Below are 26,610 nucleotides of genomic sequence, written 5' to 3'. Positions count from 1 at the left end.
CACCCCGGGCCTCCGGGCCGAGAAGTGGCCGGTTTCAGGTCACCGGAGCACCCGCGCGTCACCCACAGGCGACCACATCTCGCACGGTCACCCACAGGCGACCACATCTCGCGGGGCGCGGTTAGAGGGAGAGCGTGGGTTTGAGGTCGATGAGCCGGCTCAGCAAGCCGTTGACGAAGCGCGGGGATTCGTCGGTCGAGAGGTCGGTGGCCAGATCGACGGCCTCGCTCACGGCGACAGGGTCGGGCACGTCCTCGCAGTAGAGGATCTCGTACGCGCCGATGCGCAGCAGGTTCCGGTCGACCGCGGGCATGCGGTCGAGAGTCCACCCGCGCGAATGCTCGCTGAGCAGTTCGTCGATGCGCTGCTGGTGGGCCACGACGCCCTCGACGAGTTGCACCGTGTACGCGTTGATCGGCGGGTCGTTGATCGCCATCCGGTCCGCGAGCGTCGCGCTCAGGTCACCGCCGCGCGCCTCGGACTCGAAGAGGATGTCCAAGGCGCGCTTGCGGTAGCGGGTGCGAGCGCCCATCAGGACTGCACGCGGCCGAGGTAGCTGCCGTCGCGCGTGTCGACTTTGACCTTCTCGCCGGTGGTGATGAACAGCGGGACCTGGATCTCCTTGCCGGTCTCCAGGCGCGCGGGCTTGGTGCCGCCGCTGGAACGGTCACCCTGCAGGCCCGGCTCGGTGTACTCGACGACGAGCTCGACCGACGCCGGGAGCTCGATGTACAGCGGCGTGCCCTCGTTGACAGCGACGACGGCGCTCTGGTTCTCCAGCATGTAGTCCTTGGCGTCGCCGACGACGGCCTCGTTCAGCTCGAGCTGGTCGTACGTGCTGTTGTCCATGAACACGTAGGACGTGCCGTCGTGGTACAGGTACTGCATGTCGCGCTTGTCGACATTGGCGACCTCGACCTTGACGTCGGCGTTGAACGTCTTGTCGACGACCTTGCCGCTGGTCACGTTCTTGAGCTTCGTGCGCACGACCGCACCGCCCTTGCCGGGCTTGTGGTGCTGGAACCACACGACGGACCACAGCTGTCCGTCGAGGTTGAGCACCATGCCGTTCTTCAGGTCGTTCGTGGTGGCCATCAGGCGATCTCCATGAGGTCTTTGGTCGTCGTGGTCAGCACCTCGGGGCCGGAGTCGGTCACGAGGACGGTGTCTTCGATGCGCACTCCCCCGCGACCGGGCAGGTAAATCCCCGGCTCCATCGTCAGAACAGTGCGACGAGTCAGTGTACTCGGGTGCCCAGGACCGAGAAACGGGTCCTCGTGGATCTGCAGCCCGACGCCGTGTCCGAGGCCGGTCGTGAACGCGTGCAGCCAGCCGGCCGCCTCAAGGCTGTCGACAGCGGCCGCATGCGCCTCGGGCACCGGCACACCGTGGCGCAACCGCTCCACTCCGGCAGCCTGTGACGCGCGGACCGCCGCGTAGATCTCGCGCTGCCAGTCCGCGGCCGCGCCGACGACGACGGTGCGGGTGCAGTCGGCGTGATAGCCGTCGACGCGCGCACCGAAGTCGATCTTGAGCAGGTCGCCCGGCCGCACCACCCGGTCGGTGGGGTGATGGTGCGGGATGGCGGTGTGGTCACCGGTCGCGAGGATCGTGTCGAACGCCTTGTCCTCGGCTCCCAACTCCAGCATCCGCCACTCGAGATCGCGGGCGAGCTCCCGCTCACTGCGACCCAGGAGCGGGCCGCTGAGCAGGCGTTCGAGCGCCTCGGTTGAGATGGCGCATGCACGACGCAGCGCGGCGATCTCGGACTCGTCCTTGACCTCCCTCAACCCCTCGACGAGCCGGCCGGCCGCGTGCGGCCGGCCGAGTTGCTCCCACGCGTCCACGGCGAGCAGATGCGTCTCGGCCATGAGCGTCCCCGCGGCGCGGGCGCGCACCTCGTCGAGGATGCGCCGGGTGATCACGCGCTCGAGGTCCGGGACCTCCACGGCAGCCTGGTCCTGGTAACGACCGTCCGTGAAGAACACGGCCGTACCGTCCGCGTGGACGAGCACGGCGCCGTTGGATCCGGTGAAACCGGTGAGATAGCGGACGTTGACGAGGTCGCCGACGAACATCGCGTCGGCGTCGCGCTCGCGCACCAGCGCGGCGAGACGGTCCCGGCGGTCCGCGGCACTCACTCGGCGATCGCCTCGTAACTCGCGCGCAGCACGGCCTCGTCCGGTCCGGCGAGGATCGTCGGTGCCGCGAGTCCGTGCAGCACGACGAAGCGCAACGTCGAACCGCGCGACTTCTTGTCCAGGCGCATACCGTCGAGCAGGTCGGCGAAGAGCCCGGTGCGATACGTGGTGGGGAGACCGAGGACGTCGAGCACCCGGCGGTGGCGGGCGAGCAGGCGCGAGTCGATGTGCCCGGTGCGGTGCGCGAGCTCGGCCGCGAACACCATGCCGATGCTGATCGCCTCGCCGTGCCGGACGCGGTACTGCTCGTGACGCTCGATCGCGTGACCGAGCGTGTGTCCGTAGTTGAGGGCCTCGCGACCGATGACGCCGCCAGGGCCCTGCTCGGTGAGGTCGCCGGCTACCGTGGCGGCCTTCACCGCGATGCCGCGGGCGATGAGGTCGGCGAGCAGCCGGTCGTGCGGATCGGCTGCGGCGACCGGATCGGCCTCGATCAGGTCCAGGATCTGCGGATCGGCGATGAAGCCGCACTTGACGATCTCGGCGAGTCCGCTGCGGATCTCGGCCCCAGGCAGGGTCGTCAACGCGTCAAGATCGCACAGGACGCCGATGGGCTCGTGGAAGGCGCCGACGAGGTTCTTGCCTTCCCGCAGATTGATCCCGGTCTTACCGCCGACCGCCGCGTCGACCATCCCGAGGACGGTCGTGGGCACGGTGACGAACCGGACGCCGCGCAGCCAGCTGGCCGCGAGGAAGCCGGCGAGGTCGGTGGTGGCTCCGCCGCCGACGCCGACGACGAGATCTGACCGGGTGTACCCGTGGTGGGCGAGTTGGCTCCAGCAGTGAGCCAGGAACTCAGGAGTCTTGGCCTGCTCGCCGTCGGGTGCCTCGATGAGCAGGACCTGGCGGTGGGCCAACCCCGACGCGAGCCGCTCGGCGCGGTCGGTTACGGCGGGACTGTGCACGATGGCGACGCGCTCGGCGTCCTGCGGCGCCAGGTGAGCGAGTTCGGCATCGGCGCCATGGCGCACGTGGACGTCGTACGGCTGTGCCGTCGCGACGCGCAGACGGTGGCTCATCGGTTCGCCTTCACCGCGTCGATGACGGCCTCGGCGACCTCTTCGGGGGTGCGCCCGTCGGTGTCGATCGTCACGGTGGCGACCTCGGTATACACCGGACGGCGCTCGTCCATGAGCCGCTTGAGCTGACCGCGGACATTGCCCAGGAGCAGCGGGCGGCCGCTGTTCAGTCCGACCCGCGAGGCGGCTTGGGCGAGACCGACGTCGAGGAACACCACATGGTGCTCCCGCAGCAACCGGCGGGTCTCGGAGTGCAACGGCGCACCGCCACCGAGCGAGAGCACACCGTCGTGCTCGGCGAGCGCCCGCGCGACGGCCTGGCGCTCGAGTTCGCGGAAATGCGGTTCACCGGACTCGACGAAGATCTCCTGCACCGAGCGGCCCTGCTCGGCTGCGATGTCCTCGTCCGTGTCGCGCAGGGGCACTCCGAGCCGCGCGGCGACGATCGCCCCGACCGTCGACTTCCCCACGCCCGGCGGGCCCACCAGGACGACGGCGGGCCTCACCGGAACCTCAGGTGGTCCAGATACGACTGCACGTTGCGCCGGGTCTCCCCCACCGAGTCCCCGCCGAACTTCTCCAGCACGGCGCCCGCCACGACGAGAGCGACCATCGCCTCCGCGACGATGCCTGCTGCCGGGACCGCGCAGACGTCGGACCGCTGGTGGTGCGCGACGGCCTCGTCGCCCGTGCTGACGTCGACGGTCCGCAGCGCTCGCGGCACGGTGGCGATGGGCTTCATCGCAGCGCGGACCCGCAGCACCTCGCCGGTGGTCATTCCACCTTCGGTTCCGCCGGAGCGTCCACTTGTGCGGCGGATCCCCTCGGGCGTGGGGACGATCTCGTCGTGGGCGGCAGAACCGCGAGTGCGGGCCAACTCGAACCCGTCGCCGAGCTCGACGCCCTTGATGGCCTGGATGCCCATGAGCGCGCCGGCCAAGCGGCTGTCGAGTCGACGGTCCCACTGGGTGTGGGAGCCGAGGCCCGGCGGCAAACCGTCGACGAGCACCTCGACGACGCCGCCGAGCGTGTCGCCGTCCTTGTGGGCCGCGTCGATTTCGGCGACCATCGCGGCCGAGGCCGCAGGGTCGAAGCACCGTACGGGGTCGGCATCGAGCCGCTCGATGTCGGCGTGGGTGGGGAGCAGCCCGGCCGGGGCGGCCACGCTGCCGATCTCCACGACGTGGCTGACGATCGTGGCGCCCGTGGCCTGCTGGAGGAAGCGGGCGGCGATCTCTCCGAGCGCGACGCGGGCTGCGGTCTCACGGGCGCTCGCCCGCTCCAGGATCGGCCGCGCCTCGTCGAAGTCGTACTTCTGCATGCCCGCGAGGTCGGCGTGTCCGGGCCGTGGCCGGGTCAGCGGCGCGTTGCGTTTGAGGCCCGCGAGTTCCTCCTCGTCGACCGGGTCGGCTGCCATGACCCGCTCCCACTTGGGCCACTCGCTGTTGCCGATCCGCAGCGCGACCGGGCTTCCGAGGGTCCGGCCGTGGCGGATCCCGCCGATGATCTCGAGCTCGTCGGCCTCGAAGTTCATGCGCGCGCCCCGGCCGTACCCGAGTCGACGGCGAGCGAGGGCCGCCTGGATCTCCTTGCTCGCGACCTCGACACCTGCCGGAAGGCCGTCGAGAGTCGCCACCAGCGCTGGGCCGTGGGATTCCCCGGCCGTCAACCAACGAAGCATGGGCCTGATTCTTCCACGCGGGCGACACGGCCCCCGAATGCGCCCGTCAGACGAACGTGCCGACGAACGCCCCCACCAGCATGGCCGGTCCGAAGGCGATCGGCGGACCGCCCCTGACCCGACCGCGGTTGCGGACGATTCCGGCTACAGCGGCGATGACGAAGCCGGCGTACAGCCCCACGAACGAGGCCGTCAGGCCCAGCGGACCCAGTGCGACACCCAGCACCGCGGACAGCCGGACGTCGCCGTAGCCGAAGCCGCCCGCGAAGAACCGTCCCGCGACGATGTACAGCAGGACGAACGCTGCGAACACGACGACGTTGCCGACGAGTGCGTCGCGGGCGATGGTCCAGTCGTCGCCGGACCAAGCGACCGCGACCGTGAGCAACCAGGTGGCGACGTAGAGCGGCGCCACCATGAGGAACGGCAGCAGATGGGTGCGCGCATCGATGTACGCCAGCACCGGGGTCATGGCCGCGAGCAGGGTCCACACGGGCACGAGCGGCTGGGGCAGTTGCCAGACGGCCACCGCGGCGAGCACCGCCGCGCCGATCGCGCACAGCAGAGCCAGGAACGGAGGCTCGGCGAGTCGGGCGTACGGCACTTTGTCGTCGTCGGGCTCCGCAGGCTCGGGCAACCGCGCGAGCCACCATCGAGTGAGTGCCGCGAGGACGGCAGCGACGACGACGGCGAGCGAGGCGGCGGACGGCACGACGAGAGACTACCGCGCCGCCACCGCGTCGAAGGCCGGCACGCGGAGCACCTGTGGATCGACGACCTGCCCGGTCATGGCCACCACCTGGAGCACCGCCTGATGGACGAGGAGGTCGAGTCCTGAGCACGCGGCGACGCCCTCCTCCTCCGCTGCCCGGAGCAAGGGGGACGGCCACGGGTCGTAGAGCGCCTCGAAGACGGCGCCGGAGGCCTCGACGAGCTCATGTGCCCGACCGGCCGTGGCAGCGGGCGGGATGGTGTTCACGAGCAGATCTGCGTGCTCGACGACCGGAGTCTCGAGACCGACGACCTCGACCTCCAGCCCGAGCGCACGCGCGACGTCGAGCGTCTCGCCCGCCCGCGAGGGATCCCGTAGTTGCAACGTGACCCGCAGGGCACCGAGACGGTGGGCCGCGAGCACGAGGGAGGCGGCCGTGGCACCACCGCCCAGCACGCGGACGGTCCGTACACATTCGACGCCCGCCTCCCGCAGCGCGGTCAGGGCACCGGGGACGTCGGTATTGCTCGCGTGCCAGCCGTCCTGCTCGCGCACCAGGGTGTTCGCGACGCCGAGGAACGCGACGTCGTCACTGCGATGCACGGCCAGCTCGGCGGCCTCCCGCTTGAGCGGCATCGTGACCGACAATCCCCGCCAGGAGTCGTCGAGCCCCGCCGCGAACGCAGCAAGCCCACCCGCACCCACCTCGACCGCGTCGTAGCTCCAGTCAAGATTGAGTGCGTCGTACGCCGCCCGGTGCATGACCGGAGACAGCGAATGCGTGATCGGGCGGCCGACGACCGCACACCGGCGTGGCGCCACCATCAGCACTCGAAACCAGCGTCGCGGCAGGCCTGCTGGTGCTCCGCGTAGGTGTTGGTGAAGGTCGTCTCGCCGGTCTCGACGTCGGCCACGAAGTACATCCACTCCCCCTCGGCAGGGTTGAGCGCCGCCTCGATGGCGGCCTTGCCGGGCGAACCGATCGGTCCGGGCGGCAGACCCGGATACCGGTAGGTGTTGTACGGCGAGTCGGCGTTGCGTTCCTCATCGGTGGTGAAGGCGTCGCCGCGACGGCCGCTCACGTAGTGCACGGTCGAGTCCATCCGCAGTGCCTCACCGACGTCCAGACGGTTGTAGATCACCCGCGCGGCCTTGCGGTAGTCCTCCTCGTTGTTGACCTCCCACTCGAGGATGCTCGCGATCGTCATGATCTCCTCGGCGTTGTAGCCGAGCGAGGCCGCGCGCCCGTCGATGTCGAGCTCCTGCGTCACCTGCACCGTCTGCTGCACCATCTGGCTCAGCAACTGCGTGGCGGTGGTGTCGGGCTCGACGAAGTAGGTCTCGGGGAACAGATAGCCCTCGGGGTTGCCCTGCGCGACCTCGGGCAGCCCGATGCTGGCCGGATCGGCGAGCGCCGCCTGAAGATCCTCGGCGGTGATGTCGGTGTTCTCAGCGATCAATTGCACGATGTCGTCGACGCGCGTCCCCTCGGGCACCGTGACGCGCGACTCGACGCGGTTGGCGCGGTCGACCAGCGCGTCGAGCGCGGCCTTGGCCGACATCTTCTCGCGCAACTGGTACGTCCCGGGCTGAATGCTCTGAGCGCGCTGGTCGCTCAGCGAGAGCCGGTAGAACGCGTCGGTGGAGGCGACCACGCCGTTGTCGTAGAGGACCTGAGCGATCTGGGCGCCGTTCGCACCCTCCGCGATCTGCACGGTGACCTCGCCAGAGCCCTCCCCCGTGTAGTCGTCCGGAGCACCGAAACGGTCCCGGAGCTCGCCGAACGCCCAGAAGCCGCCCACGCACAGCACGGCGAGCACCGCGATCGCCGCGACAAGCTTGCCGCGGCCTGAGCGGCGTGGCGGCTCGGCGCGGCGGCGACCACCGCGGCCGTTGCCGTTGCCTCGGCCACCGTCGCCAGCCCCGTCCGCGCCGCCTCCGGTCAGCAGATCCAGCCCGCTGTCGTTGCTCATGTCGTCTCGATCCCATCGTCGAGGAGTTCGCCCGGGGCCGATCCCCGGGTACGTTCGGCGTCCAGCGCCGTCTGCAGAATCACCGTGGCCGCGGCCTGGTCGATGACCGAACGCGAGGACTTCGCCTTGCGTCCCGACGCCCGCAGCTGCGAGCTGGCGGTGACCGTGGACATCCGTTCGTCGACCAACCGTACCGACACGCCGGGGATCGCAGGCACCAGTCGCGCGGCGAAGTCACGCGCTTTGGCGGCTGCGGCGCCCTCCCGGCCCGACAGGGACACGGGAAGACCGACGACGCACTCGATGGCCTCGTACTCGCGCACGAGCGCGGCGATCCGGGCGATCGGGTCGCCGTCGCGCGCCGGAACGGTCTCGACCGGCGTGGCGATCAGCCCGTCGGGATCACAGCTCGCGACGCCGATGCGGACCTCGCCCACGTCGATCCCGAGCCGACGGCCGCGCCGCATGCTCAGAGCGCCGCCTCGACCGCGGCGAAGGCAGCGTCGATGCCACCGAGGTCGGTGCCGCCGCCCTGCGCGACGTCGGCCTTGCCGCCACCGCGGCCGCCGATCTTCTCGCCGATGACGCCGATCAGCTGATTCGCCGCGATGCCCCGCTCCTGCGCCGCCGGGTTGACCGCGACCACGACGCTCGGTTTGTCGCCGGCCGTGCCGATCACCACGACGACCGCCGGGCGGTCCTGGATGCGCCCGCGGATATCGAGGGCCATCTGGCGGACGTCGCTGCCGCCGACACCGTCCGCACGGTGGGCGACGAGCGCCACGCCGTCGACGTCCTTGGCGTTCTTGGCCAGGTCACCGGCCGCACCGAGGAGCTGGGCGGTCTTGAGGCGCTCCAACTCCTTTTCGCTGGCGCGCAGCCTGCTCACGAGGTCCTGGACGCGTCCGGGCACGTCATCGGGCTTGGTCTTCAACAGATCCGTCAGCTGAAGCACCAGATCGCGCTCCTTGGCCAGGTACCGGAAGCCCTCGAGTCCCACGAGCGCCTCGACGCGGCGGTTGCCCGCACCCACCGAGGAGTCGGAGGTGATCACGACGGTCCCGATCTGGCTGGACCGCTGTACGTGCGTGCCACCGCACAGCTCACGCGACCACGGGCCACCGATCTCGATGACGCGCACGTCCTCGCCGTACGTCTCACCGAACAGGGCGAGCGCGCCGATCTCCCGGGCCTTGGGCAACGGCATGATCGCCGCCGACACGGGAAGGTCCTCGCGCAGCGCGCGGTTCGCCGCCTCCTCGACGTCATGGAGCTGCTCGGGCGAGAGCGCGCCGTTCCAGCCGAAGTCCAAGCGGAGGTACCCGGGCCGGTTGTACGAGCCGGACTGCAGCGCCGTGGGGCCGAGGACCTCGCGCAGCGCGGCGTGCACGACGTGGGTGCCCGAGTGCGCCTGGCAGGCACCGACGCGCCAGTCACGGTCGACGTCGGCCGACAGCAGCGTGTCGAGCGTCAGCTCGCCCTCGAGCACGCGCACCTGGTGCACGACGAGCCCGCGCACCGGCCGCTGGACGTCGAGCACCTCGGCACGGCCGCCGTCCCAGCTCAGCGTGCCGGCGTCGGCGTTCTGACCGCCCGACTCGGCGTAGAAGGGCGTGCGGTCCAGCACGACCTCGGCGAGCGTGCCGGCCGCGGCCGCGGGCGTCGTGGCGCCTTGCGCGTAGAGCGCGAGGACGCGCGACTCGGTCGTGAGAGTCGTGTACGCCTGCCAATCGGTCGGACCGTGTGCGTCGAGTGTCTGGCGGTAGAGCGTCGTATCCGCGTGGCTGCCCTTCTTGGCCTTGGCATCGGCCTTCGCCCGCGCGCGCTGCTCGGCCATCAGGCCGCGGAAGCCCTCTTCATCCACGCTGAGCCCCTGCTCGGCGGCCATCTCCAGCGTGAGGTCGATCGGGAAGCCGTACGTGTCGTGCAGCTGGAACGCCTTGTCGCCGCTGAGCTGCGTGGCGCCGGAGGTCTTGGTCTCGCCGGCAGCGAGATCGAAGACCTGCGTGCCCTTGGCCAGCGTGGAACGGAACGCCTCCTCCTCGGCGTAGGCGACCTGGCTGATCCGCGCGAAGTCGGCCTCCAACTCGGGGTAGGAGCGCTTCATCTTGTCGAGGCTGACCGGCAGGAGTTCAGGCAGCGCCGGGCCCTCGTAACCGAGCAGGCGCATCGAGCGCACGGCACGACGCAGGAGTCGGCGCAGCACGTACCCGCGCGCCTCGTTGCCGGGCGTGACGCCGTCGCCGATGAGCATGAGCCCGCTGCGGACGTGGTCGGCGATGACTCGGAAGCGCACGTCGTCGACGTGGTCGGCGCCGTAGCGCTTGCCCGACATCTCCGCGGCCTTGGCGATGACCGGGAAGACCTCGTCGATCTCGTACATGTTCTCCTTGCCCTGCAGGAGGTACGCGACCCGTTCGAGGCCCATGCCGGTGTCGATGTTCTTCTTGGGCAACGGAGCGAGGACGTCGAAATCGTCCTTCGCGCGGACCGCGCTCAGCTCCTCCTGCATGAAGACGAGGTTCCAGATCTCCAGGAAGCGATCCTCGTCGGCCTCGGGGCCGCCGTCCGGGCCGTACTGCGGGCCGCGGTCGACGTAGATCTCCGAGCACGGTCCGCCGGGGCCGGGAACGCCCATGTTCCAGTAGTTGTCGAGCAGACCACGGTTCTGGATGCGCTCGTCGGGGAGCCCGGCGACCTTCTTCCACAGCTCACGCGCCTCGGTGTCGCTGTGCAGCACCGTGACCCAGATGCGGTCCGGATCGAAACCGAGACCGCCGGCGTCGACCGGATTGGTGATGAGCGACCACGCCAGCTCGATGGCGCCTTCTTTGAAGTAGTCGCCGAAGCTGAAGTTGCCGTTCATCTGGAAGAACGTGCCGTGACGCGTGGTCTTGCCGACCTCCTCGATGTCGAGGGTGCGCACACACTTCTGCACGCTCGTCGCCCGGTCGAACGGCGGCGTCTCCTGGCCGAGGAAGTAGGGCTTGAACGGCACCATGCCCGCGTTGACGAACAGCAGATTCGGGTCGTCGAACAGCAGCGGCGCCGACGGCACGACCGTGTGGCCGGCGGCCTCGAAGTGAGCGAGGAAACGGCGCCGGATCTCTGCGGTGTCCATCAGGTGGGATCCTTCTCGAGTGACAGTCGGGGCTGGTCCAGGGGGGCGGAGTCGAGCTGCGGCGCGCCGAGCACCTCGGCTCGGAGCTGGTACTCCTTGGCGTGCATGCCTTCACGCATCTCGGCGTTGAACGCGCGAACGCCGGTGCCGAGCGCGCTGGCCTGATCGACGAGGCCGGGCATCGACATGCGGTAGGCGGCCCGGCGGGCCTTGACCGAGGCGTACACCCCGGCGGCCGTCCCGGCGACGAACCACAGAACACGTCCCGTCATGAGCTCATCCATCCGTCGGTCTGGCCAGGTGGAGGCGGGGCGACCCGTGCTGCGCGTCGAGCGGCCCGCTGCCGAGCACGCCGTCGCTGGCGGTAGTCGCGCCGCATGAGACCGCTGATGCGGTCGCGGCTCTCCGGTCGCAGGGCGTGCATGACACCGGCGACGACGATGGCGATGCGCACGCTCGGCCGGGTCATCTGGGCGGCGACGAGCTGCTCCTGCGTGGGCGGCACAATGACCCGACCTTCGATGATGCGGGCCTCAGGGGCCGGGGCGACGGCCGGCGCCTCGACCGAGCGAATGTCGAGGTCCTGTCCCCCGCGCTGCTCGGGCTCGACGGGGGCCGGTGTCGGTGCCGCGGAGGCGCGCAGCGCCTTGACCTCGCGGACGGCGCGCAGGGCGACGATCGCGGCGACGAGCGCGACCACGGCGAGCACCGCGGCCACGCCGAGTACGACGACGTCGACCGAAGAGGGCATATGACGAGGTTACCGGTCACGGAGGATGGCGCGAATACGGGCGAGGCGATCGGCGAGCGCTGCCTCCGCACCGTGCCGCCCGGGGCGGTAGTACTCTGCGCCGTCCACGTCGTCGGGCGCGTACTGCTGGGGCACCACCCCGCGCGGGTCGTCGTGCGCGTACACGTAGTCGTGTCCGTGACCGAGCTTCTTGGCCCCCGCGTAGTGGGCGTCGCGCAACGCCGGTGGAACGGCTCCCACCTTGCCGGCGCGCACATCGGCGAGCGCCCCGTCGATCGCGGCGATGACGGCGTTCGACTTGGGCGCCGTGGCCAGGTGGATGACGGCCTGCGCGAGCGGGATGCGCGCCTCGGGGAAGCCGATCATCGCCACCGCCTGCGCCGTGGCCGTGGCCACCGGCAGCGCTGTCGGGTCGGCCATGCCGATGTCCTCGCTGGCGTGGATCATCAGCCGTCGTGCGATGAAGCGGGGGTCTTCCCCTGCCTCGATCATGCGGGCGAGGTAGTGCAGCGCCGCGTCGACGTCGGAGCCGCGGATCGACTTGATGAACGCGCTCGTGACGTCGTAGTGCTGGTCGCCTTGCCGGTCGTAGCGCACCGCGGCGCGGTCGACGGCCAGCGCGGCGTCCTCGACGGTGATCTGCGTCTTGCCCTGGGCGGTGGCCGCGCCGGCCGCTGCTTCGAGGTAGGTCAGGGCCCGGCGGCCGTCGCCTCCGGCGAGCCGGACCAGATGCTCGCGCGCGTCCTCGGTGAGGGTGACCTCGCCGGCCAGACCGCGCTCGTCGACGAGCGCCCGGTCGACGAGCGTGGCGACGTCGTCGTCGGTGAGCGATTCGAGAGTGAGCAGCAGCGAGCGGCTCAGCAGCGGCGAGATGACGCTGAAATGCGGGTTCTCGGTCGTGGCCGCCACGAGGCTGACCCAGCGATTCTCGACACCGGGGAGCAGCGCGTCCTGCTGCGCCTTGCTGAACCGGTGCACCTCGTCGACGAACAGCACGGTCTCCTGGCCGGTGGCCGCCAGGGCGCGGCGGGCGCCCGCGATGACCTCGCGGACCTCCTTGACTCCCGCGCTGACCGCCGAGACCTCGACGAATCGACGGTCGGTCTGCGCGCTGATGAGGCTCGCGAGGGTCGTCTTGCCGGTGCCCGGGGGGCCCCACAGCAGGATGGTGAGCGGCTTGTGGCCGTCGATCATCTGCCGCAGCGGTGAGCCGGGCGCGAGCAGGTGCTGCTGCCCCACGAGCTCGTCGAGGCTGCGGGGGCGCATGCGCACCGCGAGCGGCGCCGAGGCGTGCTGGTTTCCGGCCAGCGTTCCACCGGAATCGGGCCGGGGCGGCGGCGCGTCGGGCAGGTCGAAAAGACCGTCGGACGTCATGAGGCGAGCCTAGCCGCCGCCACCCGCACCGAGCGGTGAGCGGGATGGCTCACCGCTCAGGCGTCGTCGTCCTCGGGGACCGCGTCGACGCCGGCTTCCTCGCGCTGCTGCGCCGTGATGGGTGCCGGAGCCGCGGTGAGCGGGTCGTAGCCGCCGCCGGACTTGGGGAACGCGATCACCTCGCGGATCGAGTCCGCGCCCGACAACAGCGCGCACGTACGGTCCCATCCGAAGGCGATGCCGCCGTGCGGCGGCGCGCCGAAGCGGAACGCGTCGAGCAGGAAGCCGAACTTCTCCTGGGCCTCCTCGGCGCCGATCCCCATGATCTCGAAGACCCTCGACTGGACGTCCTCGCGGTGGATACGGATCGAGCCGCCGCCGACCTCGTTGCCGTTGCACACGATGTCGTAGGCCTGCGCGAGCGAGGTGCCGGGCTCGTCGAGGGTCGCCGGGTCCTGCGGGGCCGTGAAGGCGTGGTGCACCGCGGTCCACTCCCCTGCGCCGACCGCGACGTCGCCGGAATCGAGCTCGTTGACCGGCTCGAACATCGGCCAGTCGACGACCCAGCAGAAGGCCCACGCGGACTCGTCGATGAGACCGCAGCGGTGCCCGATCTCCAGGCGCGCGGCACCGAGGAGGTTCTGGCTGGACTTGCGAGCACCGGCCGCGAAGAACACGCAGTCGCCGGGCTTGGCGCCGACGAACTCGGCGAGGCCGGCCTTCTCCTCGTCGGACAGGTTCTTGGCGACGGGTCCGCTCAGCTCACCGTCCTCGCCGACGAGCACGTACGCGAGACCCTTGGCCCCGCGCTGCTTCGCCCACTCCTGCCAGGCGTCGAGCTGGCGGCGCGGCTGGGACGCACCGCCGGGCATGACGACCGCACCGACGTACGGCGCCTGGAACACGCGGAAGGGCGTGTCGGCGAAGTACTGGGTGCACTCGGTCAGCTCGAGGTCGAGGCGCAGGTCCGGCTTGTCCGAGCCGTACTTGGCCATCGCGTCCGCGTACGTGATGCGCGGGAACGGCGTGGGAAGGTCGACGCCGATGAGCTTCCACAGCTCGACGTAGATCTCCTCGGCGAGCGCCATGACGTCGTCGGGCTCGACGAAGCTCATCTCGAGGTCGAGTTGGGTGAACTCCGGCTGGCGGTCGGCGCGGAAATCCTCGTCGCGATAGCAGCGGGCGATCTGGTAGTACCGCTCCATGCCGCCGACCATGAGCAGCTGCTTGAACAGCTGCGGGCTCTGCGGCAGCGCGTACCAGCTGCCGGGCTTGAGCCGCGCGGGGACGAGGAAGTCGCGGGCGCCCTCGGGCGTCGAGCGGGTGAGCGTCGGCGTCTCGATCTCGACGAATTCGTGCCGCTCCAGCACCCGGCGGGCGGCCGCGTTGACCTTGCTGCGCAGGCGGATGGCGGCGGCGGGTCCGCTGCGGCGCAAGTCCAGGTAACGATGCTTGAGGCGGACTTCCTCGCCGACGTCGACGTGGTCGTCGATCGGGAACGGCAGCGGTGCGGCCGAGCTGAGGATCTCCACATCGTCGGCGATGACCTCGATCTCGCCGGTCGCGATCCCGGGGTTCTCGTTGCCCTCGGGCCGCTTCTCGACGGTGCCGACGATCCGCAGGCAGTACTCGGCGCGCAGCTGGTGTGCGACGTCCTCGCGGACGACGACCTGGACGACACCGGAGGCCTCGCGCAGGTCGATGAACGCGACGCCGCCGTGGTCGCGGCGCCGGGCGACCCATCCGGCGAGCGTGACCTGCTCGCCGATGTTCGCGGCGGTCAGGGTTCCGGCGTCGTGCGTGCGGATCACTGCTGCTTCTCCTTCGTGACGACGACCTGCGGGCGCAGGTCGCTGGCGGGGGGCTCCCAGGCGGCGGGATCGGCCGCCTGCTGGTCGCCGGTACGGATGTCCTTGACCTCGTGGCCGTCCTCGCCCTCCGCGGGCGGGAACCAGACGAACGGGATACCGCGGCGCTCGGCGTACCGGATCTGTTTGCCGAACTTCTGCGCCGTGGCGGCGACCTCGGCGGGGATGCCCCGGGCCCGCAGTTGCTGAGCGACGGCGTCGCTGACCGGCCGGCTGTCCTCGGTGACGAGCGCGACCAGCACGGCGGACGGCACGCTGCGGCTCGCGGTCATGCCGTCGGCGAACAGGGGCGCCAACAGGCGTGAGACGCCGAGGGAGATGCCCACGCCGGGGAACGTGCGCTTGCCGTCGCTCGCGAGCTGGTCGTAACGACCGCCGGAGCAGATCGAGCCGAGCGATTCGTAACCCGCCATCCGGGTCTCGAACACGGTGCCGGTGTAGTAGTCCAGTCCGCGGGCGATCCGCAGATCGGCGGTCACGACGACACCCTGGACCTGCTCACCGGCGCCGACGACCGCGGCCAGCTCCTCGAGGCCCTCGTCGAGCATCGGGTGCTCGACGCCGAGCGCACGGACCTGCTCGACGAACGACGTGTCGGTCGTACGGATGTCGGCGAGCGCCAGGCACTGCGCGGCCTGGTCGTCGCTCAACCCCTGCTCGCGCAGCAGTCCGGCGACCTTGTCGGCCGGGAGCTTGTCGAGCTTGTCGACGACCTGCATGACCGCGGTGGGGTCGGCGATCCCGAGGCCCCGGTAGAAGCCCTCGAGCACCTTGCGGTTCGACACCTGGAGCGTCAGTTCGGGGACCGGGAGCCCGGACAGGGCCTCGGCCATGACCCGGGCGACCTCGACGTCGAAGTGGAAAGGCAGGGTGCCCTCGCCCACGATGTCGATGTCGGCCTGAGTGAACTCGCGGAAGCGTCCCTGCTGCGGCCGTTCACCGCGCCACACCTTCTGGATCTGGTAGCGGCGGAACGGGAAGGTCAGGTGCCCGGCGTTCTCCAGGACGTAGCGGGCGAACGGCACGGTGAGGTCGAAGTGCAGTCCCATGCCGGCGTCGCCCTCATCGTCGGCCGCATGCAGCCGGCGCAGGACGTAGACCTCTTTGTCGATCTCACCCTTGCGCGTGAGCTGATCCATCGTCTCGACGGCGCGGGTCTCGATGTTGGCGAAACCGTGCAGCTCGAACACCCGGCGCAGGTGATCGAGCACCGCCAGCTCCGCGTTGCGCTGCGCCGGCAGGTACTCGGGGAATCCGCTCAACTTGCTCATGCCGACACCTCCTTGATGAACCGACGACAGGTAGGTGCCGGCATGAGGTGATGCCCCATGGACGCGAGCTGGCGCTCGCTCATGCCGACAACTCCGCGAGGAACGGGTTGGTGGCCTTCTCCCGGCCGACGGACGTCTGCTGCCCGTGACCGGGCAGCACGACGACGTCGTCGGGCAGGCTGAGCACCTTGTCGCGCAGACTCTGCTGCATCTGGGCGTGGTCTCCCCCGGTGAGGTCGGTACGGCCGATCGAGCCGAAGAACAGGAAGTCGCCGGAGAACGCCACCTGCGACACGGGCTCCGGACCCGGATAGTCCACCCGGTACATCACGGTGCCGGGCGTGTGACCCGGGCAGTGGTCGACGGTGAGGACGAGCTCGCCCACCTCGATCCGGGCGCCGTCGACCGCATCGCGAACGTCGGCCGGCTCGCCGAACTCGGGCATGTCGATGCCGGCGAACTGCTCACGAAGCATCGCCGCGGACTGGCCGGAGATCGCGGCCATCGGGTCGCTCAGCAGGTGACGGTCGGCCGGGTGGATCCAGACCGGGCAGTCGTAGGCGGCGGCCACGTCCTGAGCGCACCACATGTGATCGAAGTGCCCGTGCGTCACGAGCACTGCAGCGACCGTGAACCCGTGCTGGTCGACGACCTTCTGGATCGCTTCGAAGGACTCCATCCCGGGGTCGACGATCGCGCACGGCGCGCCCTCGCCGGCGGCCACGAAATAGCAGTTCGCCTGCAGCGGACCGGCGGGAAAACTGGTGAGAAGCACGTCGGCCAGCCTACGCGAGCGCCGAGATGCGGCGCGAGGCGTCCTCACCCGGCAGGTCACCACTACACTCGTGCCCATGACTGCTGCCGCCGAGCACCCGTGGGGTCGCGTCGACGCCGAGGGAAATGTGTACGTTCGCGAGGCCGAGGGTGAGCGCCTCATCGGCCAATGGGTCGGTGGGGATCCCGCCGAGGCCATCGCCTTGTACACCCGGCGCTTCGACGGCCTCGAGACCGAGGTCGACCTCCTGGAGAAGCGGCTGTCCGCGGGAACGGTCGCGCCCGACGACGCCGCCAAGGCGCTCGCCGCGGTGCGCGAGCAGGTCGAGGGCGCGCAGGCGATGGGCGACCTCGCCAGTCTCCTGAGCCGTCTCGACGCCCTCGCGCCGCTCGTCGACCAAGCACGCGAGAAGCGCCGCATCGAGCGGGAGCAGCGCCAGCAGGAGGCCAAGGAGGCCAAGACGCGCATCGTGGCGGAGGCCGAAGCTCTCGCCGCGGGCAACGACTGGCGCGCCGGCGCCGATCGCTTCCGCGAACTCCTCGAGGAGTGGAAGGGCCTCCCCCGCCTTCCCAAGTCGCAGGACGACGAACTCTGGCACCGTTTCAGCTCCGCCCGCACGGCCTACACCAAGCGTCGCAAGGCGCACTTCGCCGAGCAGTCCGCCCGGCGCGACGAAGCCGCTCGGGTCAAGGAGAAGCTCATCGCCGAGGCCGAGGCACTTTCGAGCTCGACCGACTGGGGCCCGACGTCGGGTCGCTACCGCGATCTCATGCAGCAGTGGAAGAAGGCCGGACCCGCTCCACGCGGTGTCGAGGACAAGCTCTGGAAGCGGTTCCGCGCCGCGCAGGACGTGTTCTTCTCCGCGCGCGACGCCGCGAACGCCGAACTCGACGCCGAGTACGAGCGCAACGCCGAGGTCAAGGCCGAACTGCTCGCCGAGGCCGAAGCCCTCCTGCCGATCGCCGATCTGGACGCCGCGCGCCGTGCCTGGCACTCGATCGCCGAGCGCTGGGAGGCGGCCGGCAAGGTTCCCCGGGCGAAGGTCAAGGAGTTCGAGAGCCGCATCCGCGCCGTCGAGAACGAGATCCGCAACGCCGATCAGCGCGAGTGGCAGCGCACCGACCCGGAGAAGTCCGCGCGCGCCGGCGACATGATCAGCAAGCTCGAAGCCGCGATCGCCGAGACCGAGGCCAAGCTCGAGAAGGCCCAGGCGGCCGGCGATGAGAAGAAGGTCCGCGAGCTCACCGAGAACCTCGAGTCGCGCCGCGCCTTCCTCGACATCGCCCGCAAGACCGCCTCCGACTTCAGCTGACCCTCGGTCGGCCACCGGCCGATCGAGGCGCGGCCTCTTGTAGCGCAGCCGCGATCACGCGAGACCGCGTGGCTTCGCGACCCTAGGTGGACGAGTAGGAGGTCGCTCAGCGACCGACATGAAGCCATCGCAGGCGGACTCGTCACTACTCGAGCACCACCAGCTTCGGCAGGTTTACTGCGTGGTCAGGCGGTAGACGTCGAAGACGCCGTCGATGGAGCGCACGGCGCTGAGCACGTGACCGAGGTGCTTGGGGTCGGCCATCTCGAAGGTGAACTTCGTCTTGGCTACGCGGTCGCGGCCCGTGCTCAGGCCGGCGGACAGGATGTTGACGTGCTGGTCGGAGATGACCCGCGTGATGTCGCTCAGCAGGCGCGGGCGGTCCAGCGCCTCGACTTGGATGGCCACCAGGAACATGCTCTTGGCCGTCGGCGCCCACGAGACCGGCACGATGCGCTCGGCCTCGCCCTGCAGAACCTGGAAATTGGGACAGTCGCGCCGGTGCACCGAGACACCCGAGGTGCGGGTGACGAACCCGGCGATCGAGTCCCCCGGCACCGGCGTGCAGCACCGCGCGAGCTTGACCATGATGTCGCCGTCGACGCCCTCCACCTCCACTCCCGCGACGCTGCGCGACGTGGGCGTCGGACGCTGCAGCGAGGTCGGGATGCTCGTCGCCTCGGCGATGTCCTCCTCAGCACCTTCGCGTCCACCGGCGAGGTCGATGACCCGCTCGACGACGTTCTGCGGCCCGACGTTGTTCTCGCCGACCGCTGCGTAGAGCGCGGAGATGTCGGCCAGTCCGAGGTCCTTCGCGACCGCGTCGAGGTTCTGCTGGCTGAAGAGCCGGTGGAGCGGGAGCCCCTCCTTGCGCATCTGCTTGGCGATGAGATCCTTGCCGTGCTCGATGGCCTCTTCGCGCCGTTCCTTGGTGAACCACTGCCGGATCTTGTTGCGGGCGCGAGGGCTCTTGACGAAGTCGAGCCAGTCGCGGCTGGGCCCGGCATCGGGTGACTTGGACGTGAAGATCTCGACGACGTCGCCGCTCTCCAGCTCCGACTCCAGCGGCACGAGCCGCCCGTTGACCCGCGCGCCGATACAGGCGTGGCCCACCTCGGTGTGCACGGCGTACGCGAAGTCGACCGGCGTCGCCGCGGCGGGAAGCTGGATGAGGTCACCCCGCGGGGTGTAGGCGTAGACCCCGGCGTTGGTCATCTCGAAGCGCAGGGAGTCGAGGAAGTCGCTGGAGTCGGCAGTCTCGGACTGCCAGTCCATGAGCTCGCGGAGCCAGACCATGTCCTCCGCGCCTGGCGTCTTGTTCTTGCCCGGCTTGCCCGCCGACGCCTTGGCCAGCGCGTCTTCCTTGTACTTCCAGTGGGCCGCGACACCGTATTCGGCTCGGCGGTGCATCGCGTAGGTGCGGATCTGCAGTTCCACGGGCTTGCCTTGCGGCCCGATCACCGTGGTGTGCAGCGACTGGTACATGTTGAACTTCGGGACGCTGATGTAGTCCTTGAAGCGCCCCGGAATCGGGTTCCAGCGGGCGTGCAGGACGCCGAGCACCGCGTAACAGTCGGCCACGTCGTCGACCAGGATGCGGACGCCGACGAGGTCGAAGATGTCGGAGAACTCGCGGCCGCGCACCAGCATCTTCTGGTAGATCGAGTAGTAGTGCTTGGGCCGCCCGGTGACCTTGGCCTTGATCTTGGCGTGACCGAGATCGGACGTGACCTCGCTGATGACCCGCTCGAGGAAGCTCTCGCGCGACGGAGCGCGCTCCGCGACCAGGCGCACGATCTCGTCGTACACCTTGGGGTGCAGGGTGCCGAAGGCGAGATCCTCCAGCTCCCACTTGATCGTGTTCATGCCGAGCCGGTGAGCCAGCGGCGCGTAGATCTCGATCGTCTCGCGAGCGATGCGCTCCTGCTTGTCCTGCCGCAGGTAGCGCAGCGTCCGCATGTTGTGCAGGCGGTCGGCCAGCTTGATGACGAGCACGCGGATGTCGCGGCTCATCGCGATGATCATCTTGCGGATCGTCTCGGACTGCGCCGAGTCGCCGTACTTGACCTTGTCGAGCTTCGTGACGCCGTCGACGAGATGGACGACCTCGTCGCCGAAGTCGGCGCGCAGCTGGTCGATCGTGTACGCGGTGTCCTCGACCGTGTCGTGCAGCAGCGCCGCGCACAGGGTGGGTGCGGTCATGCCGAGCTCGGCGAGGATCGTGGCGACGGCGAGCGGATGCGTGATGTACGGGTCCCCGCTCTTGCGGGTCTGTCCCTCATGCATTTCCGCAGCGATGCGGTAAGCCTTCTGGATCGCCTGGACGTCGCCCTTGGGATGCGTGGCGCGGTAGATCTTCAGCAGCGGATCGAGCACCGGGTTGGCGCTCGTCGACTTGCCGCCGATGCGTGCCAGCCGGCTGCGGACGCGCGCGGACGCCGGGGCGGACTCGGGGGTCTTCGCCTCGCTGGTCTTCTTACCGACCTGTGGATCTGCCACCGCACCTCCTTTTCGTCCATCTTACGCAGGAGGGCACGTCACCGAACGGGGATCACCACAGGATCGTGACGAGGGTGGCGGCCGAGCCGACCAGCAGTGCACCCGCCGCCACGAGGGCGATGACGCGGATCGTGCGTTTGCTCATCATCCGTAGGTCACCAACGCCGCCAGCGGCGTGTCGGACGCGAGGCGCTCGCGTCCGCCGAGGGCGGGGAGCTCCAGCAGCACCAGCTCGCCGACGACCACTCCGCCGAGGGACGTCACGAGGTCGCGGGCGGCAGCGATCGTGCCTCCGGTGGCGAGGACGTCGTCCATGATCAGGACACGATCGCCGGGCGCGATAGCGTCGCGATGCACCTCGACCGTGGCGCTGCCGTACTCGAGGTCGTAGGTGCGGGACTCGGTCGGCGCGGGCAGTTTGCCCGCCTTGCGGACCGGCACGAAGCCGGCGCCGAGGCGCAACGCCACCGGCGGCGCGAGGACGAAACCGCGCGCCTCGATGCCGACCACGGTGTCGATCGGGCCCCAACCCGAGGCGACCTCGGTGAGTGCGTCGATCGTCGCCGCGAGGCCCGCGGCGTCGGCGAGCAGCGGAGTGATGTCACGGAACGTGACGCCCGGCTCTGGCCAGTCGGGCACGGCGCGGATGCGTTCGGCGTGGGCGGCGAAGTCGCTCACTGCTCCCCTCCCAGGGTGAGGTCACACTCGGTCTCGGCGTGCTCGGCGATGGCCTGGCTCGCGCTGTCGAGTTCGTTGAGGTCGAGATCGGCGAGGGCGCCGTCGACGGCCTGAAGGCGCTCCTGCTCCTCGGCGCTGAGGTCGGGCTGCTGGGCGAGCTCGAGCAGTTCGGCGATCGTGAGCCCCTGCTCCTCGACCGCCGCCTGCAACTCGCGGATCGTCCCGGCGAACGTGGCCCATTCCTCGGCGACGTCCTCCGGCGCGGCGTCCTCGATCTCGGTCATGTCGTCCATGACCTGGTCGATCTGGCTGAAGTCACCGTCGCGCAGATCGCCGAACGGCCCGCTGACGTTCTCCAACTGCTCGCAGTACGCCTCGGTGCCGTCACTGCCGCACGCCGACAGCAGGCCCAGCGTGCCGACCAGCACGCCGGTCGCCAGCATCGACCCGCGAGCGCGCATCAGGCCGTCTCGTCGCCGCGCTCGTCGAGGTCCTCGGCGTGGTCGTCCAGCGGCGTGAAGACCTGGGCGACGGCCTGGCGGGCCACCGTGATGACGGTGCCCGGGGCGACCTCGAGGTCGACGGTCTGGTCCTCGACCTCCACGAGCGTGCCGTGGATGCCGCTGGTCAGCATGACGCGCTTCCCCGGCTCGAGGGCGGTCTGGACCTCCTGGAACTGCTTCTGGCGCTGGCGTGCGGGCCGCAGCACCAGCAAGAAGAACACGGCGAGCAGGGCCAAGAGAATGATGATGTCCACGCGGAGCTCTCCCGGTCGGTGAGGAACGATGTCCGCACGAGTCTACGGGTGGGGCCGCACCGCTCGGTCAGTCGGCGTCGTCGAAGGACAGCTGTGCGGCGTCCGACGGAACCGAGAGCCCGAGGTGCTGCCACGCTGCCGGTGTCGCGATGCGGCCGCGCGGTGTGCGGGCCAAGAATCCGAGTCGTACGAGGAAGGGTTCGGCGAGCTCCTCGACGGTCTCGCGCTCCTCCCCCACCGCTACCGCGAGGGTGGAGATGCCGACGGGACCGCCGCCGAAGCTGACGCACAGTGCGTGCAGGACCGCCCGGTCGAGGCGATCCAGACCGAGCTCGTCGACCTCGTACAACTCCAACGCCGCGTGCGCCACGGCGCGATCGACGTGACCGCCGGCGCGCACTTCCGCGTAGTCGCGGACGCGGCGCAGCAGGCGGTTGGCGATGCGCGGAGTGCCACGCGAGCGGGAGCCGATCTCGCGGGCGGCATCGTCGTCGATCGAGAGGTCGAGCAGACTGGCGGACCGCAGCACAATGCGGTGCAGGTCGGCCGGTTCGTAGTAGTCCAGCTGCGCGGTGAAGCCGAAGCGGTCGCGCAGCGGGCCGGGCAGGAGTCCGGCACGGGTGGTGGCGCCGACCACCGTGAACGGCGGAATCTCGAGCGGGATGGCGGTCGCCCCCGGACCCTTGCCGACCACGACGTCGACACGGAAGTCCTCCATCGCCATGTAGAGCAGCTCCTCGGCGGGCCGCGACATGCGGTGGATCTCGTCGATGAACAGGACGTCGCCCTCGCCGATCCCCGAGAGGATCGCGGCGAGGTCGCCGGCGTGCTGGATCGCCGGACCCGAGGTGAGCCGCAGCGGCGCGGCGAGCTGGTTCGCGATGATCATGGCGATCGTGGTCTTGCCGAGACCGGGCGGGCCCGAGAGCAGGACGTGGTCAGGCGTGCGGCCGCGCGCGGTGGCAGCGTCCAGGACGAGCGCGAGCTGCTCACGGACGCGATCCTGGCCGACCAGCTCGTCGAGCGTCTTGGGGCGCAGCGCCGCCTCGAAAGCGCGCTCCTCGGGCAACGCCTCGGCGAACACCGCGTCGGTGTACTCCTCGGGATCCATCAACGCGCCTTGGCGAGCGAGCGCAGGGCGTCGCGCAGGATCGTGGAGACGTCGGGATCGGTGCCGTCGGGCAACTGCGCGGCGGTGGTCTCGATCGCGGCGTCGGCGTCCTTGGCCGACCAGCCGAGACCGGTCAGCGCGTCGTGCACCTGCGAGCGCCACGCCGCGCCACTCACGGCGGAACCGGCGGCAGCGCCCGCCACCACCCCCACGCGGTCCTTGAGCTCGAGGATGATCCGCTCGGCACCCTTGCGTCCGATCCCCGGGACGCTCGTGAGGGTGCTGACCTCGCCGGCGCCGATGGCCTGCCGCAGCCGCTCGGGATCGAGCACCGCCAGCATGGCCTGGGCGACCTTGGGGCCCACGCCGCTCGCGGTCTGGACGAGTTCGAACATGTCGCGCTCGTCGGCCTCGGCGAAGCCGTAGACCGTCAGCGAATCCTCACGGACGACCATCGAGGTGAACAAGGTGGCGGGCTGGCCGAGGCGGAGCTCGGCCAGGGTGCGCGGCGTGCAGAGCACCTGCAGTCCGACGCCACCGACCTCCACCACGGCGGCCGTGACCGTCAGCGCCGCCACGGTTCCCTTGACATGGGCGATCATCGTGCACTCCTTCCGGCCTGCGCCGCGACCGCGGCGGCCAGCCGATCCTGGGCGGCGCCGCGCCAGATCTGACAGATCGCGAGCGCCAACGCGTCCGCGGCGTCCGCGGGCTTGGGCGCCTGCGCCAAGCGCAGAAGCCGCGTCACCATGAGCGTGACCTGGGCCTTGTCCGCACGGCCGCTGCCGGTGACAGCGGCTTTGACCTCGCTCGGCGTGTGCAGGCGCACGGAGAGCCCGTGGCGGGCGGCGACGAGTATCGCGATACCGCTCGCCTGTGCCGTGCCCATGACGGTGCTGACGTTGTGCTGGCTGAACACGCGCTCGACCGCGAGGATCTCGGGACGATGGGTGCGGACGGCCTCATCGAGGGCGTTCTCGAGCCGCAGGAGGCGGCGGGAGAGGTCCAGATCCGCGGGAGTCCGCACGACCGAGACGTCCACCATCGTGAGCGGCCGGCCCACGCTGCCCTCGACGACGCCGATGCCGCAGCGGGTCAGACCGGGGTCGACCCCCATGACGCGGACAGAACGCATGTTCGAAAGCCTATCGGCCGTCGCGATCGGCCCACGTGCGCCACGCCGAGCCTCACAGCTCGGCCATCACCTCGTCGGGCGCGTCGAAGTTGGCGTAGACGTTCTGCACGTCGTCGCAGTCCTCGAGCGCGTCGATGAGCTTGACGACCTTGCCGGCGCCGTCGGCGTCCACCTCGACGTTGACGCTGGGCACGAAGGACGCGTCGGCGGAGTCGTAGTCGAGTCCCGCCTCCTGCAGCGCCGTGCGCACGGCGACGAGGTCGCCGGCCTCGCAGACGACCTCGAAGGAGCCGCCGAGGTCGTTGACCTCCTCGGCGCCGGCGTCGAGGACCGCCATGAGGACGTCGTCCTCGGTGGTCGGGCCGCCCTCCTGCTGCTCGGGCACGATGATGACGCCCTTGCGGTGGAACATGTACGACACCGATCCGGGGTCGGCCATGGTGCCGCCGTTGCGGGTCATCGCCGTGCGGACCTCCATGGCCGCACGGTTCTTGTTGTCGGTGAGGCACTCGATGAGCAGCGCGACGCCGTTCGGGCCGTAGCCCTCGTACATGATCGTCGTGTAGTCGACGGCGCCGCCGTCGAGGCCGCCGCCGCGCTTGACCGCGCGATCGATGTTGTCGTTGGGGACCGACTGCTTCTTGGCCTTCTGGATCGCGTCGTAGAGCGTGGGGTTGCCGTCGGGATCGGGACCGCCGGTGCGCGCCGCCACCTCGATGTTCTTGATGAGCTTGGCGAACAGCTTGCCGCGCTTGGCGTCGATGACCGCCTTCTTGTGCTTGGTGGTCGCCCACTTGGAGTGGCCTGCCATGGCGTCCTTCCCTACGACTTCGTGACGAGGTCGACGAAGAGCCCGTGGATGCGGTCGTCGTCGTGTGCCACCTCGGGGTGGAACGACGTCGCCATGAGCGGGCCGCGCCGAACAGCGACGATTCTACCGGCGGCGTCCTCTTCCGGCGCCGATGCGGGCACCCGGGCCAGCACCTCGACCTCCGGACCGACCTCCTCCACCCACGGCGCGCGGATGAAGACGGCGTGCACGTCCCGGTCGAGGCCGTCGAACTCCAACTCGGCCTCGAACGAGTCGACCTGGCGGCCGAAGGCATTACGGCGGACGGTGATGTCGAGCCCGCCGACGGTCTCCTGGCCGGGTGCGCCGTCGCGGATCCGGTCGGCCACCAGGATCATCCCGGCGCAGGTTCCGAACGCCGGCATGCCCTCGGCCACTCGCGTGCGCAGCGGTTCGAGCAGCTCGAACGTGCGCGCGAGTTTGATCATCGTCGTCGATTCGCCGCCGGGCAGGACGACGCCGTGACAACGCTCGAGCTCCTCCGGGCGGCGGACGGCGATCGCGTCGACGCCGAGCCGCTGGAGGGCGTGGAGGTGTTCACGGACGTCGCCCTGCAGGGCGAAGACGCCGATGGTGGGAGCGGCGGTCACCAGCCGCGGGTCTCCAGGCGGTGCGGTTCGGGGATCTCGTCGACGTTGATGCCGACCATCGGCTCACCGAGACCGCGCGACACCTTGGCGACGACGTCGGGGTCGTCGTAGAAGGTCGTGGCCTTGACGATCGCCTCGGCGCGCTTGGCCGGATCGCCGGACTTGAAGATGCCCGAGCCGACGAACACGCCCTCAGCGCCGAGCTGCATCATCATCGCGGCGTCGGCGGGGGTGGCGATACCGCCGGCGGTGAACAGCACCACCGGGAGCTTGCCGGCCTGCGCGACCTCCTTGACGAGCTCGTACGGCGCCTGCAGCTCCTTGGCCGCGACGTAGAGCTCGTCCTCGGCGAGGGTCTGCAGACGACGGATCTCCTTGCGGATCTTGCGCATGTGCCCGGTGGCGTTGGAGACGTCGCCGGTGCCGGCCTCGCCCTTGGACCGGATCATCGCGGCACCCTCGGTGATGCGACGGAGCGCCTCACCGAGGTTGGTGGCGCCGCAGACGAACGGGACCGTGAAGGCCCACTTGTCGATGTGGTTCTCGTAGTCGGCCGGGGTGAGGACCTCGGACTCGTCGATGTAGTCGACACCGAGGCTCTGGAGCACCTGCGCCTCGGCGAAATGACCGATCCGGGCCTTGGCCATCACGGGGATCGAGACCGTCTCGATGATGCCGTCGATGAGGTCGGGGTCGCTCATGCGGGCGACGCCGCCCTGGGCGCGGATGTCGGCCGGAACGCGCTCGAGGGCCATCACGGCGACAGCGCCGGCGTCCTCGGCGATCTTGGCCTGCTCGGGGGTGACGACGTCCATGATGACGCCGCCCTTCAGCATCTCCGCCATGCCGCGCTTGACGCGCGCGGTACCCGTGGTGGCGCTGGGGGTCTCTTCGGTGCTCACCCGACCATTCTACGATCCGGGCGCGAGTGA

At 70.1% G+C, this 26,610-nt stretch carries 28 protein-coding genes; 1 reads left to right on the top strand and 27 read right to left on the bottom strand.

Features of this window, described 5'->3' with window-relative positions; translation table 11 throughout:
• Nucleotides 1-121: 121 nt before the first annotated feature.
• From nusB to EHW97_RS09810, 17 genes are all read right to left on the bottom strand, one after another.
• A complete protein-coding gene (gene nusB, locus EHW97_RS09890) occupies nt 122-532 on the bottom strand; it encodes a transcription antitermination factor NusB (protein ID WP_124237008.1) in 411 nt (136 codons plus the stop codon).
• Nucleotides 532-1,098, bottom strand: a complete 567-nt coding sequence (gene efp, locus EHW97_RS09885) for an elongation factor P (RefSeq protein ID WP_124237007.1) — start codon at nt 1,096-1,098, stop codon at nt 532-534. Before efp ends, nusB begins: the two co-directional genes overlap by 1 nt.
• On the bottom strand, nt 1,095-2,141 hold the full coding sequence (locus EHW97_RS09880) for a M24 family metallopeptidase (RefSeq protein WP_124237006.1): 1,047 nt from the start codon (nt 2,139-2,141) through the stop codon (nt 1,095-1,097). Before EHW97_RS09880 ends, efp begins: the two co-directional genes overlap by 4 nt.
• Nucleotides 2,138-3,220, bottom strand: a complete 1,083-nt coding sequence (gene aroB / locus EHW97_RS09875; RefSeq protein ID WP_124237005.1) for a 3-dehydroquinate synthase — start codon at nt 3,218-3,220, stop codon at nt 2,138-2,140. Before aroB ends, EHW97_RS09880 begins: the two co-directional genes overlap by 4 nt.
• Entirely contained in the window at nt 3,217-3,726 is a 510-nt protein-coding gene (locus tag EHW97_RS09870) for a shikimate kinase (protein ID WP_124237004.1), read from the bottom strand. Before EHW97_RS09870 ends, aroB begins: the two co-directional genes overlap by 4 nt.
• Nucleotides 3,723-4,901 carry a chorismate synthase gene (aroC, locus tag EHW97_RS09865; RefSeq protein WP_124237003.1) on the bottom strand — a complete coding sequence of 393 codons (1,179 nt, stop codon included), beginning with the start codon at nt 4,899-4,901 and terminating at the stop codon, nt 3,723-3,725. The genes EHW97_RS09870 and aroC overlap by 4 nt, the downstream gene beginning before the upstream one ends.
• Before the next feature lie 46 nt (nt 4,902-4,947).
• Nucleotides 4,948-5,613, bottom strand: coding sequence for a prepilin peptidase (locus EHW97_RS09860; protein WP_124237002.1), 666 nt, complete (start codon nt 5,611-5,613; stop codon nt 4,948-4,950).
• 9 nt (nt 5,614-5,622) lie between these two features.
• On the bottom strand, nt 5,623-6,438 hold the full coding sequence (locus EHW97_RS09855) for a shikimate dehydrogenase (RefSeq protein WP_124237001.1): 816 nt from the start codon (nt 6,436-6,438) through the stop codon (nt 5,623-5,625).
• Nucleotides 6,438-7,586: an endolytic transglycosylase MltG gene (gene mltG / locus EHW97_RS09850; RefSeq protein ID WP_124237000.1), complete on the bottom strand. Its 1,149-nt coding sequence runs from the start codon at nt 7,584-7,586 to the stop codon at nt 6,438-6,440. The genes EHW97_RS09855 and mltG overlap by 1 nt, the downstream gene beginning before the upstream one ends.
• Nucleotides 7,583-8,053 carry a Holliday junction resolvase RuvX gene (gene ruvX, locus EHW97_RS09845; protein WP_124236999.1) on the bottom strand — a complete coding sequence of 157 codons (471 nt, stop codon included), beginning with the start codon at nt 8,051-8,053 and terminating at the stop codon, nt 7,583-7,585. Before ruvX ends, mltG begins: the two co-directional genes overlap by 4 nt.
• Nucleotides 8,054-8,055: 2 nt before the next feature.
• Complete coding sequence (gene alaS / locus EHW97_RS09840) at nt 8,056-10,707, bottom strand: alanine--tRNA ligase (protein WP_124236998.1); 2,652 nt, start codon at nt 10,705-10,707, stop codon at nt 8,056-8,058.
• On the bottom strand, nt 10,707-10,979 hold the full coding sequence (locus EHW97_RS09835) for a DUF6167 family protein (protein WP_124236997.1): 273 nt from the start codon (nt 10,977-10,979) through the stop codon (nt 10,707-10,709). Before EHW97_RS09835 ends, alaS begins: the two co-directional genes overlap by 1 nt.
• Complete coding sequence (locus EHW97_RS09830; RefSeq protein ID WP_124236996.1) at nt 10,976-11,458, bottom strand: hypothetical protein; 483 nt, start codon at nt 11,456-11,458, stop codon at nt 10,976-10,978. Before EHW97_RS09830 ends, EHW97_RS09835 begins: the two co-directional genes overlap by 4 nt.
• Before the next feature lie 9 nt (nt 11,459-11,467).
• Complete coding sequence (locus EHW97_RS09825; protein ID WP_124236995.1) at nt 11,468-12,832, bottom strand: replication-associated recombination protein A; 1,365 nt, start codon at nt 12,830-12,832, stop codon at nt 11,468-11,470.
• A gap of 56 nt (nt 12,833-12,888) precedes the next feature.
• Nucleotides 12,889-14,643, bottom strand: coding sequence for an aspartate--tRNA ligase (gene aspS, locus EHW97_RS09820; RefSeq protein WP_124236994.1), 1,755 nt, complete (start codon nt 14,641-14,643; stop codon nt 12,889-12,891).
• Nucleotides 14,640-15,971, bottom strand: a complete 1,332-nt coding sequence (hisS, locus tag EHW97_RS09815; RefSeq protein WP_124236993.1) for a histidine--tRNA ligase — start codon at nt 15,969-15,971, stop codon at nt 14,640-14,642. The genes aspS and hisS overlap by 4 nt, the downstream gene beginning before the upstream one ends.
• Before the next feature lie 79 nt (nt 15,972-16,050).
• Nucleotides 16,051-16,746 (bottom strand): MBL fold metallo-hydrolase, encoded by a 696-nt coding sequence (locus EHW97_RS09810; RefSeq protein WP_124236992.1) that lies wholly within the window; start codon nt 16,744-16,746, stop codon nt 16,051-16,053.
• Nucleotides 16,747-16,822: 76 nt separating this feature from the next.
• Here EHW97_RS09810 and EHW97_RS09805 point away from each other — a divergent pair, with 76 nt between their 5' ends.
• On the top strand, nt 16,823-18,058 hold the full coding sequence (locus EHW97_RS09805; RefSeq protein ID WP_124236991.1) for a DUF349 domain-containing protein: 1,236 nt from the start codon (nt 16,823-16,825) through the stop codon (nt 18,056-18,058).
• Between the two features lie 174 nt (nt 18,059-18,232).
• On the opposite strand, the gene EHW97_RS09800 is transcribed toward EHW97_RS09805, so the two are convergent.
• The 10 genes from EHW97_RS09800 to pdxS all read right to left on the bottom strand — a co-directional run bounded on the left by EHW97_RS09800 (nt 18,233) and on the right by pdxS (nt 26,580).
• Complete coding sequence (locus EHW97_RS09800; protein ID WP_124236990.1) at nt 18,233-20,557, bottom strand: RelA/SpoT family protein; 2,325 nt, start codon at nt 20,555-20,557, stop codon at nt 18,233-18,235.
• A gap of 144 nt (nt 20,558-20,701) precedes the next feature.
• Nucleotides 20,702-21,235, bottom strand: a complete 534-nt coding sequence (locus tag EHW97_RS09795) for an adenine phosphoribosyltransferase (RefSeq protein WP_124236989.1) — start codon at nt 21,233-21,235, stop codon at nt 20,702-20,704.
• A complete protein-coding gene (locus EHW97_RS09790) occupies nt 21,232-21,696 on the bottom strand; it encodes a hypothetical protein (protein WP_124236988.1) in 465 nt (154 codons plus the stop codon). The genes EHW97_RS09795 and EHW97_RS09790 overlap by 4 nt, the downstream gene beginning before the upstream one ends.
• Nucleotides 21,696-21,992 carry a preprotein translocase subunit YajC gene (yajC, locus tag EHW97_RS09785; RefSeq protein ID WP_166367468.1) on the bottom strand — a complete coding sequence of 99 codons (297 nt, stop codon included), beginning with the start codon at nt 21,990-21,992 and terminating at the stop codon, nt 21,696-21,698. The genes EHW97_RS09790 and yajC overlap by 1 nt, the downstream gene beginning before the upstream one ends.
• A 67-nt stretch (nt 21,993-22,059) precedes the next feature.
• Nucleotides 22,060-23,103, bottom strand: coding sequence for a Holliday junction branch migration DNA helicase RuvB (gene ruvB, locus EHW97_RS09780; RefSeq protein WP_124236986.1), 1,044 nt, complete (start codon nt 23,101-23,103; stop codon nt 22,060-22,062).
• The gene (ruvA, locus tag EHW97_RS09775) at nt 23,103-23,705 is read right to left on the bottom strand and encodes a Holliday junction branch migration protein RuvA (protein WP_124236985.1); all 603 of its coding nucleotides are present in this window, start codon (nt 23,703-23,705) and stop codon (nt 23,103-23,105) included. Before ruvA ends, ruvB begins: the two co-directional genes overlap by 1 nt.
• Nucleotides 23,702-24,220 (bottom strand): crossover junction endodeoxyribonuclease RuvC, encoded by a 519-nt coding sequence (gene ruvC, locus EHW97_RS09770; protein WP_124237054.1) that lies wholly within the window; start codon nt 24,218-24,220, stop codon nt 23,702-23,704. The genes ruvA and ruvC overlap by 4 nt, the downstream gene beginning before the upstream one ends.
• Nucleotides 24,221-24,290: 70 nt before the next feature.
• The gene (locus tag EHW97_RS09765; protein ID WP_124236984.1) at nt 24,291-25,049 is read right to left on the bottom strand and encodes a YebC/PmpR family DNA-binding transcriptional regulator; all 759 of its coding nucleotides are present in this window, start codon (nt 25,047-25,049) and stop codon (nt 24,291-24,293) included.
• Between the two features lie 11 nt (nt 25,050-25,060).
• The gene (pdxT, locus tag EHW97_RS09760; protein ID WP_124236983.1) at nt 25,061-25,678 is read right to left on the bottom strand and encodes a pyridoxal 5'-phosphate synthase glutaminase subunit PdxT; all 618 of its coding nucleotides are present in this window, start codon (nt 25,676-25,678) and stop codon (nt 25,061-25,063) included.
• Nucleotides 25,675-26,580 (bottom strand): pyridoxal 5'-phosphate synthase lyase subunit PdxS, encoded by a 906-nt coding sequence (pdxS, locus tag EHW97_RS09755; RefSeq protein WP_124236982.1) that lies wholly within the window; start codon nt 26,578-26,580, stop codon nt 25,675-25,677. Before pdxS ends, pdxT begins: the two co-directional genes overlap by 4 nt.
• Between the last annotated feature and the right edge of the window lie 30 nt (nt 26,581-26,610).

Origin of the sequence: Aeromicrobium camelliae, assembly GCF_003850045.1 — a bacterium.
Lineage (GTDB): Bacteria > Actinomycetota > Actinomycetes > Propionibacteriales > Nocardioidaceae > Aeromicrobium > Aeromicrobium camelliae.
The sequence above is the reverse complement of the archived record's forward strand: the minus strand, read 5'-3'. Positions and strand labels throughout refer to the sequence as shown.